General features: G+C 63.3%; 16 protein-coding genes and 2 tRNA genes. 9 read left to right on the forward strand and 9 right to left on the reverse strand.

Translation table 11 applies throughout. The annotated features are described in order from the left end of the window. Positions 1-156 precede the first annotated feature (156 nt). Positions 157-1,551 (forward strand): amino acid permease, encoded by a 1,395-nt coding sequence (locus tag C8K18_RS18715; RefSeq protein WP_107708736.1) that lies wholly within the window; start codon positions 157-159, stop codon positions 1,549-1,551. 139 nt (positions 1,552-1,690) lie between these two features. On the opposite strand, the gene C8K18_RS18720 is transcribed toward C8K18_RS18715, so the two are convergent. Both C8K18_RS18720 and hemN read right to left on the reverse strand, forming a co-directional pair. Beyond that, positions 1,691-1,775, reverse strand: a tRNA-Leu gene (locus C8K18_RS18720). 106 nt (positions 1,776-1,881) lie between these two features. Beyond that, complete coding sequence (gene hemN / locus C8K18_RS18725) at positions 1,882-3,267, reverse strand: oxygen-independent coproporphyrinogen III oxidase (protein WP_107708738.1); 1,386 nt, start codon at positions 3,265-3,267, stop codon at positions 1,882-1,884. Positions 3,268-3,542: 275 nt separating this feature from the next. On the opposite strand from hemN, the gene C8K18_RS18730 reads away from it, so the two are divergent. The 3 genes from C8K18_RS18730 (at position 3,543) to C8K18_RS18740 (ending at position 5,446) form a co-directional block, all read left to right on the forward strand. Beyond that, on the forward strand, positions 3,543-3,851 hold the full coding sequence (locus C8K18_RS18730) for a YkgJ family cysteine cluster protein (protein WP_029968005.1): 309 nt from the start codon (positions 3,543-3,545) through the stop codon (positions 3,849-3,851). A 74-nt stretch (positions 3,852-3,925) separates the two neighbouring features. Beyond that, positions 3,926-4,516 (forward strand): DUF1439 domain-containing protein, encoded by a 591-nt coding sequence (locus C8K18_RS18735; protein WP_107708740.1) that lies wholly within the window; start codon positions 3,926-3,928, stop codon positions 4,514-4,516. A gap of 87 nt (positions 4,517-4,603) precedes the next feature. Further along, positions 4,604-5,446, forward strand: coding sequence for an undecaprenyl-diphosphate phosphatase (locus C8K18_RS18740; protein ID WP_029968002.1), 843 nt, complete (start codon positions 4,604-4,606; stop codon positions 5,444-5,446). Positions 5,447-5,552: 106 nt separating this feature from the next. On the opposite strand, the gene trmB is transcribed toward C8K18_RS18740, so the two are convergent. After that, positions 5,553-6,347 carry a tRNA (guanosine(46)-N7)-methyltransferase TrmB gene (trmB, locus tag C8K18_RS18745; protein WP_107708780.1) on the reverse strand — a complete coding sequence of 265 codons (795 nt, stop codon included), beginning with the start codon at positions 6,345-6,347 and terminating at the stop codon, positions 5,553-5,555. Between the two features lie 560 nt (positions 6,348-6,907). Here trmB and C8K18_RS18750 point away from each other — a divergent pair. Further along, the gene (locus tag C8K18_RS18750; protein ID WP_258196145.1) at positions 6,908-7,180 is read left to right on the forward strand and encodes a hypothetical protein; all 273 of its coding nucleotides are present in this window, start codon (positions 6,908-6,910) and stop codon (positions 7,178-7,180) included. Positions 7,181-7,247: 67 nt separating this feature from the next. Here C8K18_RS18750 and C8K18_RS18755 read toward each other — a convergent pair. The 4 genes from C8K18_RS18755 to C8K18_RS18770 all read right to left on the reverse strand — a co-directional run bounded on the left by C8K18_RS18755 (position 7,248) and on the right by C8K18_RS18770 (position 9,552). Continuing rightward, positions 7,248-7,321: transfer RNA gene (locus C8K18_RS18755), tRNA-Gly, on the reverse strand. Positions 7,322-7,406: 85 nt separating this feature from the next. After that, positions 7,407-7,970, reverse strand: coding sequence for a YggT family protein (locus C8K18_RS18760; RefSeq protein WP_006050150.1), 564 nt, complete (start codon positions 7,968-7,970; stop codon positions 7,407-7,409). 233 nt (positions 7,971-8,203) lie between these two features. Continuing rightward, complete coding sequence (locus tag C8K18_RS18765; protein ID WP_107708744.1) at positions 8,204-8,524, reverse strand: EthD family reductase; 321 nt, start codon at positions 8,522-8,524, stop codon at positions 8,204-8,206. A 77-nt stretch (positions 8,525-8,601) separates the two neighbouring features. After that, positions 8,602-9,552, reverse strand: coding sequence for a Rossmann-like and DUF2520 domain-containing protein (locus C8K18_RS18770; protein WP_107708746.1), 951 nt, complete (start codon positions 9,550-9,552; stop codon positions 8,602-8,604). Between the two features lie 261 nt (positions 9,553-9,813). Between C8K18_RS18770 and C8K18_RS33330 the strand changes: the two genes are divergently transcribed. From C8K18_RS33330 to C8K18_RS18785, 3 genes are all read left to right on the forward strand, one after another. Continuing rightward, a complete protein-coding gene (locus tag C8K18_RS33330) occupies positions 9,814-9,975 on the forward strand; it encodes a hypothetical protein (protein WP_165919826.1) in 162 nt (53 codons plus the stop codon). Positions 9,976-10,343: 368 nt separating this feature from the next. After that, positions 10,344-10,655 carry a hypothetical protein gene (locus tag C8K18_RS18780; RefSeq protein ID WP_006050154.1) on the forward strand — a complete coding sequence of 104 codons (312 nt, stop codon included), beginning with the start codon at positions 10,344-10,346 and terminating at the stop codon, positions 10,653-10,655. Between the two features lie 191 nt (positions 10,656-10,846). After that, positions 10,847-11,821, forward strand: coding sequence for a threo-3-hydroxy-L-aspartate ammonia-lyase (locus C8K18_RS18785; RefSeq protein ID WP_107708748.1), 975 nt, complete (start codon positions 10,847-10,849; stop codon positions 11,819-11,821). An 84-nt stretch (positions 11,822-11,905) separates the two neighbouring features. Here C8K18_RS18785 and C8K18_RS18790 read toward each other — a convergent pair whose 3' ends face one another. Both C8K18_RS18790 and C8K18_RS18795 read right to left on the reverse strand, forming a co-directional pair. Then, entirely contained in the window at positions 11,906-12,601 is a 696-nt protein-coding gene (locus C8K18_RS18790) for a LysE family translocator (protein ID WP_107708750.1), read from the reverse strand. A gap of 57 nt (positions 12,602-12,658) precedes the next feature. Beyond that, on the reverse strand, positions 12,659-14,227 hold the full coding sequence (locus C8K18_RS18795) for a UbiD family decarboxylase (RefSeq protein ID WP_107708752.1): 1,569 nt from the start codon (positions 14,225-14,227) through the stop codon (positions 12,659-12,661). Between the two features lie 615 nt (positions 14,228-14,842). On the opposite strand from C8K18_RS18795, the gene C8K18_RS18800 reads away from it, so the two are divergent. Continuing rightward, positions 14,843-16,057, forward strand: coding sequence for a lytic transglycosylase domain-containing protein (locus tag C8K18_RS18800; RefSeq protein ID WP_107708754.1), 1,215 nt, complete (start codon positions 14,843-14,845; stop codon positions 16,055-16,057). The last annotated feature ends 164 nt before the right edge of the window (positions 16,058-16,221 follow it).

Raw genomic sequence — 16,221 nt, forward strand, 5'->3', positions numbered from 1 at the left:
TGACAATCACATTCGGCGGGGCAAGTGCGGCGCGGCACGAAGCGCGGGTTGACACCAGTATTTGGGCAATATCGGCCGGGGTAAAATTTTCGGTTCTGCCGGGGCGGGCCACAAGTCTGCTGTCGGGCGATCGAAATCCATACACTGGGGCGCAATTTGAACAATGCACTACAGCAAGAGGGCCTGAAGCGCGGGCTCAAGAATCGCCATATTCAACTCATTGCGCTCGGCGGCGCGATCGGCACGGGCCTTTTTCTCGGCTCGGCGAGCGTGTTGCAGGCCGCCGGCCCGTCGATGATTCTCGGCTACGCCATCGGCGGAATCATCGCGTTCATGATCATGCGGCAGTTGGGCGAGATGGTTGCGCAGGAACCGGTGGCGGGCTCGTTCAGCCACTTCGCGTACAAGTATTGGGGCGACTTTCCCGGCTTCCTGTCGGGCTGGAATTACTGGGTGTTGTACGTGCTCGTCAGCATGGCCGAGCTGACGGCGGTCGGCACCTATGTCCACTACTGGTGGCCCGGTGTGCCGACGTGGGTATCGGCGCTCGTCTGCTTTGCCGGCATCAACGCGATCAATCTCGCGAACGTGAAGGCGTACGGCGAAACCGAGTTCTGGTTTGCGATCGTCAAGGTCGTGGCCGTGATCGGCATGATCCTGTTCGGCGGCTATCTGCTTATTTCCGGCCACGGCGGACCGCAGGCGTCGGTCACGAATCTCTGGAGCCACGGCGGATTTTTCCCGCATGGTTTTCATGGCCTCTTCACGATGCTCGCGGTCATCATGTTTTCGTTCGGCGGACTGGAGTTGATCGGCATCACCGCAGCCGAGGCCGACGAGCCGCAAAAGAGCATTCCGAAGGCCGTGAATCAGGTCATCTACCGGATTCTGATTTTCTACATCTGCTCGCTGGCGGTGCTGCTTTCGCTGTATCCGTGGAACGAAGTCGCGGCCGGCGGCAGCCCGTTCGTGATGATCTTTTCGCAGATCGGTTCGACGCTGACCGCGAACGTGCTCAACGTCGTCGTGCTGACCGCGGCGCTCTCCGTGTACAACAGCGGCGTGTATGCGAATAGCCGCATGCTTTATGGTCTCGCGGAACAGGGCAATGCGCCGCGCGCGCTGATGAAGGTCGATCGGCGCGGCGTGCCGTATATGGCGATCGGCCTGTCGGCGCTCGCCACGTTCACGTGCGTGATCGTCAACTATCTGATTCCCGCGGAAGCGCTCGGCCTCCTGATGGCGCTCGTGGTTGCCGCGCTGGTGCTGAACTGGGCGCTGATCAGCCTGACGCATCTGAAGTCGCGCCGGGCGATGGTCGCCGCGGGCGAGACGCTCGTCTTCAAGTCGTTCTGGTTTCCGGTGAGCAACTGGATCTGCCTCGCGTTCATGGCGCTGATCCTCGTGATTCTCGCGATGACGCCCGGTTTGTCCGTGTCCGTGTGGCTCGTGCCGGTGTGGCTCGTAGTGATGTGGGCGGGTTATGCGTTCAAGCGGAAGCGCGCGGCGGCGCATGGGAGTGCTGCGCGGGTGGTTGGGGGGCAGAGTTGAGGGTTTGGTGGCGCGGCGGCTTGCTGTCGCGCTGCTCAAACCGCGCGACAAGATTGCGAAACCAAAAACGAAAAACCCGCGAAGCGTTCAGCCGGCGCGGGTTTTCTTTGTGTTGCTTGGGTATTGCTCGGAAACTTGATGGTGCCCAGGGCCGGAATCGAACCGGCACGCCTTGCGGCGGGGGATTTTGAGTCCCCTGCGTCTACCAATTTCACCACCTGGGCAGATCTTGCGGCACACGCGTTAAAAACTCTCGCGCGGCGAAGACGCAGATTATGGCCGAAAATCCGCCGACGGGCAAGCCGCCCCCAGCCGCCATTCGCCAGTCGTTCAGACAGTGTGCGAAAACCGTTCGAGCGTCTGCTGGCCGAGATAGCGGTCGAACACCATCGCAATGTTGCGCACGAGCATGCGCCCGGCGGTCCGCACTTCGAGCTTGCGGTCCGTGACCGACACGAGGCCGTCCTGCTCGAAGCCGCGCAAGCGTTCGAGTTCCGGCTCGAACGTATCGGCGAAGCGAATGCCGTACATCGCTTCGAATTCGTCGAAGCGCAGTTCCAGATTGCACATCAACTGGGTGATGATGTCGCGCCGCAAACGGTCGTCGGCGGTGAGGCGCACGCCGCGCGTGATCGCGAGTCGGCCCGCGTCGATCGCGGCGCCATACGCCGGCAGATCTTTTGCGTTTTGCGCGTAGACGTCGCCGACCTTGCCGATCGACGACGCGCCGAAGCCGATCAGATCGCATTCGGCGCGCGTGCTGTAGCCCTGGAAATTGCGGTGCAAGGTCCGCTGTGCCTGGGCGCGCGCGAGTTCGTCGGTGGGCAGCGCGAAATGATCCATGCCGATGTACACGTAGCCGGCCGCGGTCAGACGCTCCACCACGCGTTGCAGGATAGCGAGACGCTCGGCAGGCGAGGGCAGCGCCGCGGCGTCCATCTGACGCTGCATCTTGAAGAGCTTCGGCATGTGCGCGTACGCGAACACCGACAGGCGATCGGGCGCGAGCTCGATCATCGTGTCGAGCGTGCGGCTGAAGCTCGACACCGTTTGATGCGGCAGTCCGTAGATCAGATCGACGCCGATCGAATGAAAGCCCACGTGCCGCGCAGCCTGCATGACCGACGCGGTCATATCGAGCGGCTGGATGCGGTTGATCGCCTGCTGCACGAGCGGATCGAAATCCTGCACGCCGAGACTCAGCCGATTAAAGCCGAGCTTGCGCAGATGCACGATCGTATCCGGCGAGGCCTCGCGCGGATCGACTTCGATCGAATATTCGGCTTCGCTGTCGGGCAGCAAGGTAAAGTGGTCGCGGGCCGCGCTCATCAATTCGGCGAGTTCGTCGTTCGACATGAAGGTCGGCGTGCCGCCGCCCAGATGTAATTGCGACACCGGCCGGCGCGTGTCGAAACACGCTGCCTGCAAGGCGATTTCGCGCTTCAACTGGTCCAGATACGGGCGCGCGCGCCCGCGGTTTTTCGTTGCGATCTTGTTGCAGCCGCAATAGAAACAGACGGTGTCGCAGAACGGGATATGGAAGTACAGCGAGAGGTCCGCGGCGGACGCGCCGGGATCGGCTGCCGCGCGCAGATAGTCGGCGGAGTTGAAGTCGTCGCGGAACTGAAGGGCCGTTGGATAGGACGTATAGCGTGGGCCGTTCGCGCTGTATTTGGCGAGCAGGTCGGGGCGAAAGAGCGAATTGGCGTTGGTCATGAGTGGCTCGTGTTCGACGGCCGCGATAAGAGGCGGGAGTCGCGCCGGTTGCGCATGGTTTTTTGCGGACCGCGTGGAAACTGCGTGCGACGTACTCGGGCGCCTCGTGAGCGTGGCCTTTATTTAGATCCTTAAGATCGTTCAGATCCTCAGATCGAGAGCCAGTGTAGGGGAGCCGCCTCGCGCGCGATTGTGTAAAAAGGTCGCACGCGACACGGTGGCACAATGCGGGACTGGCGCTGCGGCGCCGTTGCTCGAATCCAGGAATTTTCGTCGTGAACGATGTATATGGGCGCGTTGCAAAACGCGAGTCTCTGACCGATCATGCGTGCCGGCCCGATTGCGGCGCGTGCTGCATCGCGCCGTCGATTTCGAGCCCGATTCCGGGCATGCCGAACGGTAAGCCGGCAGGCGTGCGTTGCGTGCAGCTTGCCGACGATTTGCGTTGCGCTATCTTCGGACGGCCCGAGCGCCCCGCGTGCTGTTCGGGATTGCAGCCGCAAGCGGAGATGTGCGCAGACGATCGAGGGCAAGCGCTTTTGTGGCTCACGCAACTGGAGGCGCAGACGCAGCCCGCGCGTTGAATCAAACAAGTGCGATGAAACAAGTGCTTTGACAGAGGGCTAAGCCCTCAACTGTGGTCGATTGGAGAAACCGTATGGCTCGATTGGTTGCGCCGGCCCGGCGCCGTTTTTTATTCGCCGCGCTGGCAGGCGCGAGCGCGCTTGGCGCCGTCTCGCTCGCGGCGTGCGCGACGTCGACTTTTCCGTTCATTCCGTCGCATTACACGTTCTCGCAGCAGCAGGTGCAGGACGCCGTGCAGCGGAAATTTCCGTATCAGCGCACGGTTTCCCAGGTGTTCGACGTCGCGTTGAGCCATCCGGTGGTCGGCTTGCTGCCGGACGCAAACCGCGTGTCGGTGAAGCTCGACGCGCACCTCGCGAGCCCCTTCATGCCGCAGCCGGTCGACGGCGTTTTCACACTGTCGAGCGAACTCGCGTACGATGCCGCGAGCCGGTCCGTCGTGCTTAAATCGCCGAACGTCGACAACGTCAGCGTGAACGGCCAGGCGCAGGCGTACACGCAACAGATCAATGCTGCCGCCGCCGTCCTCGCGACGCAGTTGCTGAGCAATTATCCGATCTACACGTTCAAGCCGGAACAGTTGCAATTTGCCGGAGTGAACTACGAACCCGGTACAATCACGATCCTTACAAACGGTATACGCGTGCAAATCGTCGAGAAATGACGCTGTGCGCGGCCGGCAGGGCCGCGCGTCGCCGTGCTGCTCCTGCCAGTTCCGGCAATCGACAATCAATAGCGATGAGGGGCACGGATGGACTGGTTATTGGCTTGCAAGGCGTTGATTCTGGGCATCGTCGAAGGTCTGACGGAGTTTTTGCCGGTGTCGAGCACCGGGCATCTGATCGTCGCGGGCAGTCTGCTCAACTTCACCGACGAACACGCGAAGACCTTCGACGTCGTGATTCAACTCGGCGCGATTCTCGCGGTGTGCTGGGAGTTTCGCCGGCGCATCGCCAGCGTCGTGACCGGCTTGCCGAGCCGTCCTGAGGCGCGGCGCTTCACGCTCAATGTAATCATCGCAACCATTCCGGCGATCGTGCTCGGACTGCTGCTCGAAAAGTCGATCAAGGCGGCGCTCTTTTCGCCGGTGCCGGTCGCGTTCGCGCTCGTCGTGGGCGGCGTCGTCATCTTGTGGGCCGAGGCTCGGCAGCGCGGGCAAGGCGGCGAAGGCAAGGCCGCCCGCGTGCACGACGTGGACGACATGACGCCAATGGACGCGCTGAAAGTTGGCCTGGCGCAATGCTTCGCGCTCATCCCCGGCACGTCGCGCTCGGGGTCGACGATCATCGGCGGGATGCTGTTTGGTCTCGACCGCCGCGTGGCGACCGAGTTTTCGTTTTTCCTCGCGATCCCGATCATGTTCGGCGCGACGGCCTACGAGTTGTACAAGGACTGGCATCTGTTGTCCGTCGACGCGCTCGGCATCTTCGCGCTCGGTTTCGTGGCCGCGTTTGTCAGTGCGTTTCTGTGCGTGCGCTGGCTGCTTCGCTATATTGCCGGGCACGATTTCACGGCGTTCGCGTGGTATCGCATCGGCTTCGGATTGCTGATTCTGCTGGTCGGCTATAGCGGCGCGTTGAGCTGGACGGATTGACGCCGGCGCGCTCTTTTGCGCGAGACAATAAAAAAGGTCCGCCAGTTATGCTGGCGGACCTTCTTTATTGGCGAGGCCGATGTTCCGGCCGTGAGTGCTTTCGCCTTTACGCGATCTCGCGCTTGCGGAACACCAGATCCCACACGCCGTGGCCGAGCCGCAGACCGCGCCGCTCGAACTTCGTCACCGGACGATAGTCAGGCCGCGGCGCATAGCCGTCGACGGTGTTCTGCAACGACGGCTCCGCGCTCAGCACTTCGAGCATCTGTTCGGCGTAGTTTTGCCAGTCGGTCGCGCAATGCAGATAGGCGCCGGGCTTTAGCCGTGAGGCGAGCAGGGCGACGAACTTCGGCTGAATCAGGCGGCGCTTGTGATGGCGCGCCTTGTGCCACGGGTCGGGAAAGAAAATATGCACGCCGTCGAGGCTATCGGGCGCGATCATCTGTTCGAGCACCTCGACGGCGTCGTGCTGAATGATGCGGATGTTGGTGAGCGACTGCTCGCCCATCAGCTTCAGCAACGCGCCGACGCCCGGCTCATGCACTTCGACGCCGAGAAAATCGTCGGCCGGACGGTGTGCGGCGATCTCCGCCGTCGTCGCGCCCATGCCGAAGCCGATCTCGAGCACGCGCGGCGCTTCACGACCGAACACGCTGTTCCAGTCCGGCTGCTGCGGCGCGAACGGCACGACGAAGCGCGGACCGAGTTCGTCCATCGCGCGGCGCTGGCCGGTCGACACGCGGCCCGCGCGCGTGACGAAGCTGCGGATGCGTCGGCGGTGCAGCGTTTCGTCTTGCGGAGCGTTGGCGTCGGCCTCGGTCTCGGCCTGGTGCGCGTCGGTTTCGCTGGAGGGTGTCGGGAGTTCGTCGGGCAAACCGGCGTCGTGGGTATCGTGGATCATGGTCGATGCTGCTACAAGGTGAAGGTCGCGGTTGGCGTGGGCATGGGGCATCGGGCGCTTGGGCGCTTTGTGACGCCGCCGCCGGGCGCGGCGCGTAGGCCGCGTCGGCGGCATATTGTGCGCGCCGATTGCCGCGTCGGCTGCCGCGTCGGCTGCCATGCGATCGCGCCGGGTTGCCGCGCCGGCCAGCCGTCGCTATAAAAAAGCCGCCTTCGTCGAGGCGGCTCGTGCTTGATTTCCGCCGAAGGCTCGGCAGTCAGGTGGAGCGGGCGTTGCAAGTGCGCGTAAGGTAGCACAACGCAAAAGGGCGCGTCCAGACAGAGTCCACTTGGCAGCAACGGCGAACCGGGCGACATTACGTTTCGATAACGGAAGTCACCGGTTATGTGATTTAATCGTTCTGTAAGCCATTTCTTCTTTCCAACGATTAATTCACGCGAATATCCGTTATGAGTCAGCACGCACACAATCACCGCGAAGCAAAATCAGCGAAATCCGGCTGGATCGCAATTGAGCCGAACCGTGTTCCGGCTACTTCACGCAATGCGCTTCGTAAAGCGATGCTGATTGAACGCGTGCCGCTGACGCAATTCAACGACCTGTTGTGGCTGATGGCGCAGGAGTCGGGCGGCGCGGTCAATCTGCGCAATTCGAAATCGGGCGCGCGCGGGCTGTTTCAATTGCTGCCGTCGCAATATGAATTGAATCCGGACGGCATCGAATCATTCGGCGATGCCGTGGAAGAATGCCGCGGCGGTATTCGATATATTCTCGGCCGCTATCACCATGCGGCGTCCGCACGGTTGGTGTGGCAAGCGAATCACTGGATTTGAAGTTTTGCGGAATGCAGATACTTTCCACGGAACAGCGGCAACTATTGGGCAACTGCCGGAAAGTATCTGGAGCGGGCGATGGGAATCGAACCCACGGCTCTAGCTTGGGAAGCTAGGGTATTACCATTATACGACGCCCGCAGAGCGCGCTATTTTACTCGCGAAAGGGCAGCAAGCGCAAATTGCGCCGCTGCCTTGCTTAGCTCATGGGCCGCGCGAGCGCGCCTCAGATCACGAAGTAAGTGAGCTGAACCGCAGCACGCGTGACCACCATCAACAGAACCTGCACGATCACGAACAGCAGAATCGGCGAGAGGTCGATGCCGCCCAGTTGCGGGATCACTCGCCGCAGCGGGTTCAGAAACGGCGCGGTCAACTGGTACAGAATCGGCATGGCCGGCGAACGCGGATTGAGCCAGGACAGGAGCGCCATCAGAATCGTCAGCCAGATGATCAGGTTCAGCGCCCACTTGATCAGCGTCAGCACCGCGACGATCAGCAGCGTGGGCAGCAGCGTGAGCGGATCGGCGCCGGTCAGCACCACCATCAACACCACGTAGATGATTGCCGCGATCAGCGCTGCGACGAGACTCGCCCAGTCGACGTTGCGCGTGGTCGGCAGAATCCGCCGCAGCGGCAGAACGATCCAGTTGGTGGCTTGCAGCACGGCGTTCGTGACCGGGTTGTACGGCGGCATGCGCACGACCTGCAGCCACGCGCGCAGCAGCAGCGCCGCGCCGAACAACGTGAAGAGGGTATTGAGCAGAAAACGGGCGATATCGCCAAACATCTCGTGTCCTTATGCTTCTGATGGCAGCCGTTCAACGGCCTGGGCGCCGGCGCTTCGGTGGGGCGCACGGCGGTTTGTCATGTCGCATGCGCCGCCGATGCGGCTGCATGCGTTGTGCAACGTTGCTAAGACAGCTACGCGGAACACAGTTGCCTCGACGCAAGCGCAACGACTGGCCGCACGAATCGGCCGCCAGCAGTGCCGCTCCGGCTCCGCGTCACGCGTCCGCGTCACTACACCGAAACCTTGATCTCGCTGATGAAAATCGCGCCGTTGCCGCCGTCGGTGTAATTCGGAATGTCGCCAAGAAGCCGCTCCGACGTCGGCTTGAAGACCTTGTAGAAATCCTCGGTGCTGTCGAACAGGAAATGGCCCGCGGCCACATACGGCGGCGGCGTGCCCGGCGGCCCGGCGTTGATGCCCACGTCGACGGACCAGCCCTTCAGCGACGGGCCGAACAGCTCCGCCGCAAGCGGCATGTGCGTGGCGCAGTAATACTCCACGTCGAAGTGGCCGTTTTCCCGGTACGGATAGAGGATGCTGACCTTGATCATTGTGCGTTCTCGTCTGTTGGTCCCGAAGCGAGGCGCCGGCGGATTGCGCGCGGCGCCGGACGTCACATTATCACGGCTTACTTGACGCTTGCACCTGCTGCCGCCTGATTGAGTGACCGTCCCAACGATTCTTCGACGGCGTCCGAGATGGCGTCGATCGCGGCGGGCGGCGTGGCGCGGCGTTGCGCCAGCGCGACCGCGCGCCGCGACAGCAAGCCGTACAGCGCGGCATGGTCGCCGCCGAGGCTCTCGAACAGCGCCAACTGTTTCTGCACGACCCCGGTGTCGCCGCGCGATATGGGTCCGGCGAGGGCGTTCGACAGCCCCTTGTCGCGTGCGGTTTCGATGGTGCCCGCGAGCATCGGCAAGAGCGCACGCAACGCGTCGTCTTCGGCAAAACCGAGCGTGCGCCACAGCGCGACGCATTCGGCGAGGCTGCACAGCGCGAAGCTCGCCGCGTAGTGGGCGGCGCCGTGGTACAGCATGCGGCTGCCTGGCGGAATCGACAGCGGATGGCAGCGCAGCGCGAGGGCCAACGCGGTCAGCGTGTCCTTCAAGGCGCCGTCGGCCTCGATTGTTATCGAACAGCCGGCGATACGGTCGACGTCGCTCGCCTCGCCGCCGAAAAGGTACAGCGGATGAAACCCGCCGATCGACGCCCCCTGGTCGCGCGCGGGCGCCAGCAGCTCGACCGGCGATGCGCCGCTGCAATGCACGAGCGCCTTGCCGCCAGCTTTGTCTCGGTCCTGGTCCTGGTCCGGCTCAAAACGCAGTATGTGCGCTGACGTACCGATGCTGTCGTCCGGAACGGCTAAAAAGACGACGTCGGCGTTGTCGATGACCTGCTGAGGGTCGTCGAGCGCCAAGCAGCCAGGAATCTGGCTGGCGAGCCGGGCGGCGGATGCCGCGGTACGGCTTGCCACCGCCGTCACGGGATAGCCCGCGTGGGAAAAGCCGAGCGCGAGGCAACGCGCGAGCCGGCCCGCGCCGATAAAACCGAGGCGGGGCAGAGGACGGGACTGGGACATGTCGGCGGGCTCCAGACGGGGCTTGGACGGGAAAGCAGCAGTATCGCGCATCGGCCGGCAGGTGGAGCAAGCAGGTGGAGCAACTGGCGACGACTGTCGTCAGATGAGTTTGCCGGCGATATGACGCGCACAGCCGGTCATGGCGGCGCGCCGGCCCCGCGGGCTTGAAAACTGCTCACAATTTCCGCATGGCCGATGTGGCCGTGGCTGTTTCATGGGTACGCGCTTAGCAATGTTGCAATCGAACTCGGGGAGGTCACGATGAGCATTTTTTCTTACCGGAAGCATCTGCGGTTTCTGACGCATGCGCAGCGGCGTCGCTGGTGGGACCAGAAAAAACGTCTGAGTCCGCGCGTGCGGATCAGCGTCGCGTACGTTCCGCCGAATGTGTCCCGCGAATTTGCCTACGTGAAAGTCGGCTGACGCCGCACCCAACCTCGGACGAGACAATGCCCGGCCTGCGCGCCGGGCTTTTTATTGCCTGTTGCGCGCCGCCCTCAGTATTAAAGCTAATTTGTAATTAAAGATTACCGGGGTGACGTCCGTTGAACCGGCATGCGCCTGTGGAAACCGTTCGCCGCGTGCGCGACACGCGCAATTGCTTGATTCTGCACGACCTTCCCGCATTTCCAACTGCGCCGCCGACGCGCCGGCAATGCAATTTCTTTTCGCCTATTGCAATTTGCAACAAATGCGAACAGCGTCGCGCGGCCTTTTTAGATAAATTGATTTCGTAGCATGCAAGGCATGCGCAGTCGGCGACCTTGAGTGGGCCGCGCCAGGAGAACAAAGTGAAAAAGATCGTCCCGTTTGTTGTTGCTGCCGCACTCGGCGTGGGGCTTGCCTCCGTCGCGCAAGCGCACGTTTCTGTCGGTATCGGTATCGGGGTACCGGTCGCGCCGGCGTACCCGGTCTACGCGGCGCCTCCGCCGGTGTACTACCCGCCGCCGCCGCCCGTCGTCTATGCACCGCCCGTTGTCTATGCGCCGCCGCCGGTGGTGGTCGGCGGATATGGTGGATACTATGGTTATGGCCGACCGTATTATCGCCACGGCTACTACCGCGGTGGATATGGCTACGGACACGGCTACTATCGGCGCTGAGCGAGTCAGCTAGCAAGCTGAAGCCCGATGAACGGCGTAACGCCGGCTTGATTGCCGGGTTACGCCGTTCTGTTTTTTGACTAGCTTTCGACGTGTTTTTTCATTGCCTCGCGCGAATGTTCGCCGGCGTTCCAAAGCGGCGGCGAAGCTGGGAGAATGGCCGTCTCGCCACCGCTCAGGAATCTCCGCCGATGCAGCCGAAGCAGCCACTCCCCGCTCCCACATTCGACGACGTACTCGACGCCGCCGCACGCCTCGAAGGCGTCGCGCACCGCACGCCGGTCTTGACCTCGAGCACCTTCAACGAGCGCACCGGCGCGTCGGTGTTTTTCAAGTGCGAGAACTTTCAGCGGATGGGCGCCTTCAAGTTTCGCGGCGCCTATAACGCGATCTCCCATTTCGACGCCGAGCAGCGCAAGGCCGGCGTGCTGACCTACTCGTCCGGCAATCATGCGCAGGCCATCGCGTTGTCGGCGCGCCTCGCGGGCATCCGCGCGACGATCATCATGCCGCACGACGCGCCCGCCGCCAAAGTTGCCGCGACCAAGGGCTACGGCGGCGAAGTCATCTCCTACGACCGCTACAAGGAAAACCGCGAGGAGATCGGCCGGCGGCTTGCCGAGGAGCGCGGCATGACGCTGATTCCGCCGTACGATCATCCGCATGTGATCGCGGGGCAGGGCACGGCGGCCAAGGAACTGATCGACGAAACCGGCCCGCTCGACCTGTTGTTCGTCTGCCTGGGCGGCGGCGGGCTGATTGGCGGCAGCGCGTTGTCGGCGGCGGCGCTGAGCCCTGAGTGCGCGGTGATCGGCATCGAGCCGCAAGCGGGCAATGACGGTCAGCAATCGCTCGCGCGCGGCGAGGTCGTGCATATCGACACGCCGCGAACCATCGCCGATGGCGCCGCGTCCACCCATCTTGGCGACTACACGTTCGCGATTATCCGTAAGCTCGTCGCGCGCATCGAAACGGTCACCGACGAGCAATTGATCGAGACGATGCGCTTTTTCGCTCAGCGCATGAAAATCGTGGTCGAGCCGACCGGCTGCCTCGCGGCGGCGGTGGTGCTTAACGGCGTCGTGCCCGTGAAGGGCAAGCGCGTGGGCGTGATCGTGAGCGGCGGCAACGTCGACCTTGAGAAGCTCGCGCAGTATCTGGCGTGATCGCTTGATCGCCCGGCGGCGCCCGCCCGCCGTTGATGTCTGCGAAAACGGCCTCGCCTCGTTGCCGGCGTGCGCCGTTTTTTATCAGCTCGCTGCTTGCGCAACGGGCGAGTGCTGCGCCGTTTGCAATATCAGATCGCGATAGCCGTTCACGATCACGCTATATGAGAAGTACGCGAACAGCAGCGCGGACAGCACATGGCAGGCGCGCAGTAAACCGGTGCCGGCGCGTTTGCGGCCGTGGCTGCCCAGGCCGCAAATAAACACCGTCCAGCACAAGCCGCCCAGAAAGAAGCCGCCCAGGAACACAGGTGCGGTGGCCGCACTGGTCGCGCCGGCCTTGGCAATCAACGCGCCGCCGACTGCGGCGAACCACAGAATCGCCGACGGCGACGATACCGCCAGCAACACGCCGCGCAAGAAGCCGCGCCACGCCGAAAGATGCGGCGCGTTGGCATCGGCCTCGCCGGCGACCGGCGGCGCCGACGCCGGGAACATCGCTTCGCGCGCCATCTTCCATGTGAGAAACAGCAGGATGGCCGCGCCGCCTATCCACACGACCCACCGCACCGACTCGAACTGCAGCAGCGCTGCCATGCCGGCGAGCGCGAGGGCCGCGTAAATCAGATCGCCGACACACGACCCGAGGCCGAGCCAGAAGCCGGGTTTGAAACCGTGCGACAGCGCCAGAGAAATCATCGCGACGTTCACGAGGCCGATGTCCAGGCACAGCGACAACGACAGGAAAAACCCGTCGGACATCATCGAAAAGGCATGCATCCGCGCAACTGCTCCATCAATCTCGTTATTGGGTTGTTTGGTCGCGCGGGGCGGCGCTCAGAGGCCCAGCTCGTTCCACAAACTGTCGATGCGCTGCTTGACCGCCGCGTCCATCTCGATCGGGCGGCCCCATTCGCGATCTGTTTCGCCCGGCCATTTGTTGGTCGCGTCGAGTCCCATCTTCGAGCCGAGTCCAGCCACCGGAGACGCGAAGTCCAGATAGTCGATCGGCGTGCGATCGACAAGCACGGTGTCGCGCGTCGGGTCCACGCGCGTCGTGATCGCCCAGATCACTTCCTTCCAGTCGCGGATGTTGACGTCTTCGTCGACGACAACAATGAACTTCGTGTACATGAACTGCCGCAGGAAGCTCCAGACGCCGAACATCACGCGCTTGGCGTGGCCCGCGTAGCTCTTCTTCATCTGCACGATGGCCATGCGGTAGCTGCAGCCTTCGGGCGGCAGGTAGAAGTCGGTGATCTCGGCGAACTGCTTTTGCAGCAGCGGCACGAACACCTCGTTGAGCGCGACGCCGAGCACGGCCGGTTCGTCGGGCGGTTTGCCGGTGTACGTGGAGTGGTAGATCGCGTCGCGGCGCATCGTGATGCGCTCGACGGTGAACACGGGGAACCACTCCTGTTCGTTGTAGTAGCCGGTGTGGTCGCCATAGGGGCCTTCCAGCGCGTGCTCGTAAGCCGCCGACGCGCCCTTCACTGGCCGCGGCGGCGCGCCAGCAGGAGCAGGCGAGGGCGCGCCTTCCTGCGGGTAGATGAAGCCTTCCAGCACGATCTCCGCGCGCGCGGGGACCTGCAAGCCATCAACGCCGGGCGTGAGGCACCTGGCGAGCTCGGTTCGTCCGCCGCGCAGCAGGCCGGCGAACTGATATTCGGAGAGCGTGTCCGGCACCGGCGTGACTGCGCCGAGGATGGTGGCGGGGTCCGCGCCGAGCACGACGGCGACCGGATACGGCTTGCCCGGGTTCTTCAGCGCGAACTCGCGAAAATCGAGCGCGCCGCCGCGATGCGCGAGCCAGCGCATGATCAGCTTGTTGCGCCCGATTAGTTGCTGGCGATAGATGCCGAGGTTTTGTCGGCTCTTGTTCGGGCCCCTCGTGACGGTCAGGCCCCAAGTGATCAGCGGGCCGGCGTCGCCCGGCCAGCACGTCTGAATCGGGAGTTTTCCGAGGTCGACGTCATTGCCTTCCCACACGATTTCCTGGCAGGGCGGCGCGCTCACGGTTTTCGGCGCCATGTCCCAGACCGCCTTCGCCAGCGAGAACAGCTTGCCCGCGTCCTTCAGCCCTTTTGGCGGCTCCGGTTCCTTCAGCGCCGACAGCAAGCGGCCGACGTCGCGCAGCGATTCGAGCGCCGCGCCATCGCCTTCGCCGGCCTGCGCGTCGACGCCCATGCCGAGCGCCACGCGCCGCGGCGTGCCGAACAGGTTGCCGAGCACCGGGAACGCATGCGCCTCCTTGTTCTCAAACAGCAAGGCTGGGCCGCCGGCTCTCAGAACGCGGTCGCACAGTTCGGTCATTTCCAGGACCGGCGATACCTTTTGCGGAATGCGGCGCAGTTCGCCGATCGTCTCGAGACGGCCGATGAAGTCGCGCAAGTCTTTGTATTTCATGTTGGCGGTTCAATGCCGCGAACGGCGAAAAAAGGGAACGGCGTGGAACGGCGTGACGCTATTGGCGGCGCCGAAGCGATTGTCGATTTTACCTGCGTTGGCTAGCGCACGTAGATCGGCCGAACGTCATAAGACTCGCGGACGCGGCAAAATCGCCCGAAAAGCGCTTCGCGCGGTGGTTCGCGGGCTCCGAAGGGCCGTCGTTATTACAATTAGTTATACATTTGCCTGTTTGTAGTGTTGACGATCTATAAAACCGTGCCCTAGAATCCGTCCACATTGGTTGCAGGGCGTGGAGTTTTTTACCACCGCCCCCGGTCCCATCTGACGCAACGCGTCACCGCTTACCGAAGCCCTGCACGGTATTCGTCGGTCTTATTGATGTCCTCGCCAGCGCCATCTGACGCTGGTTTTTCGCGTGGGAGCCACCGCCCGCATGCTTCGCAGCCTGCCGCGGACCGCTTTCAAGATGGCTCCCCACAACGGTATTTGCCGTTTTCCCGACGTCGCTGCTGCCCTAACCAGACAGAGCGCGCGATGTCTTGACTCTGCGAATGTGTGTTGCCGCCTGTTTGTTCAGCGGAATTCGCGGATCATGCAACATGGGAGATCTGAATGAACGCCTGGTTATCGTGGCGTCCTGATGAACGTATCGCGCAGATCGTGCGCGGTGCCGTGCGTCGTGGGACGCAATTGAGTCATCACCTGTTCAGCATTGTCGGCGGCATGGCCGTCGTGCTGGCAATCGCGCTGTGGCTGATGCCGACGTGGCGCGGCACGCTCGCGGCCAAACTGATGCCGGTCCTCTCGGCCGCTGTCCAGGCCGGACCCGCGCGCCTCCTGCAGGGCAATCCGCTGCCGGCTTTCGGGCCGCCGGGGCGCACGTCGTCAGACGAAACACTGTCTTCGAACACGAACACGAACGCCGCCGATGCGGCCAACGGCAACGGCGCCAACAACGCCGGCATGGCCGTGAGCAACACCAGCTACGACGGTGCGTTCGACGGCACCGGCTCGGCCGGCGGCATGGGGATCGCGGCGCTCAACGGCCTCGATCCGCGCACGATGCAAAGCGTCACCGCGCTTGCCCGGCTGATTCCGGCGCAACGCGTTTCCGCCGACGCCCGCGATGACCGCGTGCTGGTCTCGTCGCGTGAACAGGCGCTCGTCGCGTCATACCTTGCCCGACGCTACCGTGTCGCTCAGGAGCCCGTCAGCGAGCTCGTGAAGGCCGCCTTCGACACCGGCCGCGAAGTCGGTCTCGACCCGCTGCTGCTGCTGTCGGTGATGGCGATCGAATCCGGCTTTAATCCTTACGCCGAGAGCGGCGTGGGCGCGCAGGGTCTGATGCAGGTCATGTCCAAGGTTCATTCGGACAAATTCCAGTATTTCGGCGGCGAGAGCGCGGCGCTCGAACCGGTCGCGAACATCAAGGTCGGCGCGCTGGTCCTGAAGGACTGCATCGCGCGCGGCGGTTCATTGCCGGGCGGTCTGCGTCTCTATGTCGGCTCGACCTCGCCGGACGACGGCGGCTACGGCGCCAAGGTGATGGCCGAGCGCGGGCGTCTGCGCGATGTCGCGCGTGGCCGCAAGGTGCCGATCAATGCGCCGCAGGCTCCGGTAATCACGGCGTCGAACAATGCGTCGGCTTCTTCTGCGCCGGCTGCTGCGAATAGCAACAATGGCAAGCGCGTGCAGGTGACGCTCGAAGGAAGCCATCCTTTGAGCGCTGCTACGCCGCCGGGCAAGACGCCGGGTTCGTCGGAGCAGGACGATGCCAGCGTGAATGCGCCTAAGCATGTGGCTTCGAATGCGGAGCTGGGTGCGTGAGGGGTTGACGGCTTAAGTAGCTCTCGGCGAAAGCTGAGGGCAGAAAAAAGGACACTTGCGAGTGTCCTTTCAGACTGCTGACCAACCCCACGTTTTCCGGAGCGTGGGGTTTTGTTTTTCAGGCGTAGGAATTCGCGCGATGGCCCGTGACGCTGCGGACCAGC

This window comes from Paraburkholderia sp. GV068, from assembly GCF_003058125.1.
Classification (GTDB): domain Bacteria; phylum Pseudomonadota; class Gammaproteobacteria; order Burkholderiales; family Burkholderiaceae; genus Paraburkholderia; species Paraburkholderia graminis.

What these genes read in the sequence shown, in the direction of transcription:
- hemN (WP_107708738.1), bottom strand. Translation starts at nt 3,267, where the DNA reads ATGACCAACGCCAATTCGCTCTTTCGCCCCGACCTGCTCGCCAAATAC.
- C8K18_RS18735 (WP_107708740.1), top strand. Translation starts at nt 3,926, where the DNA reads ATGGCTCGATTGGTTGCGCCGGCCCGGCGCCGTTTTTTATTCGCCGCG.
- C8K18_RS18740 (WP_029968002.1), top strand. Translation starts at nt 4,604, where the DNA reads ATGGACTGGTTATTGGCTTGCAAGGCGTTGATTCTGGGCATCGTCGAA.
- trmB (WP_107708780.1), bottom strand. Translation starts at nt 6,347, where the DNA reads ATGATCCACGATACCCACGACGCCGGTTTGCCCGACGAACTCCCGACA.
- C8K18_RS18750 (WP_258196145.1), top strand. Translation starts at nt 6,908, where the DNA reads ATGCTGATTGAACGCGTGCCGCTGACGCAATTCAACGACCTGTTGTGG.
- C8K18_RS18760 (WP_006050150.1), bottom strand. Translation starts at nt 7,970, where the DNA reads ATGTTTGGCGATATCGCCCGTTTTCTGCTCAATACCCTCTTCACGTTG.
- C8K18_RS18765 (WP_107708744.1), bottom strand. Translation starts at nt 8,524, where the DNA reads ATGATCAAGGTCAGCATCCTCTATCCGTACCGGGAAAACGGCCACTTC.
- C8K18_RS18770 (WP_107708746.1), bottom strand. Translation starts at nt 9,552, where the DNA reads ATGTCCCAGTCCCGTCCTCTGCCCCGCCTCGGTTTTATCGGCGCGGGC.
- C8K18_RS33330 (WP_165919826.1), top strand. Translation starts at nt 9,814, where the DNA reads ATGAGCATTTTTTCTTACCGGAAGCATCTGCGGTTTCTGACGCATGCG.
- C8K18_RS18785 (WP_107708748.1), top strand. Translation starts at nt 10,847, where the DNA reads ATGCAGCCGAAGCAGCCACTCCCCGCTCCCACATTCGACGACGTACTC.
- C8K18_RS18790 (WP_107708750.1), bottom strand. Translation starts at nt 12,601, where the DNA reads ATGCATGCCTTTTCGATGATGTCCGACGGGTTTTTCCTGTCGTTGTCG.
- C8K18_RS18795 (WP_107708752.1), bottom strand. Translation starts at nt 14,227, where the DNA reads ATGAAATACAAAGACTTGCGCGACTTCATCGGCCGTCTCGAGACGATC.
- C8K18_RS18800 (WP_107708754.1), top strand. Translation starts at nt 14,843, where the DNA reads ATGAACGCCTGGTTATCGTGGCGTCCTGATGAACGTATCGCGCAGATC.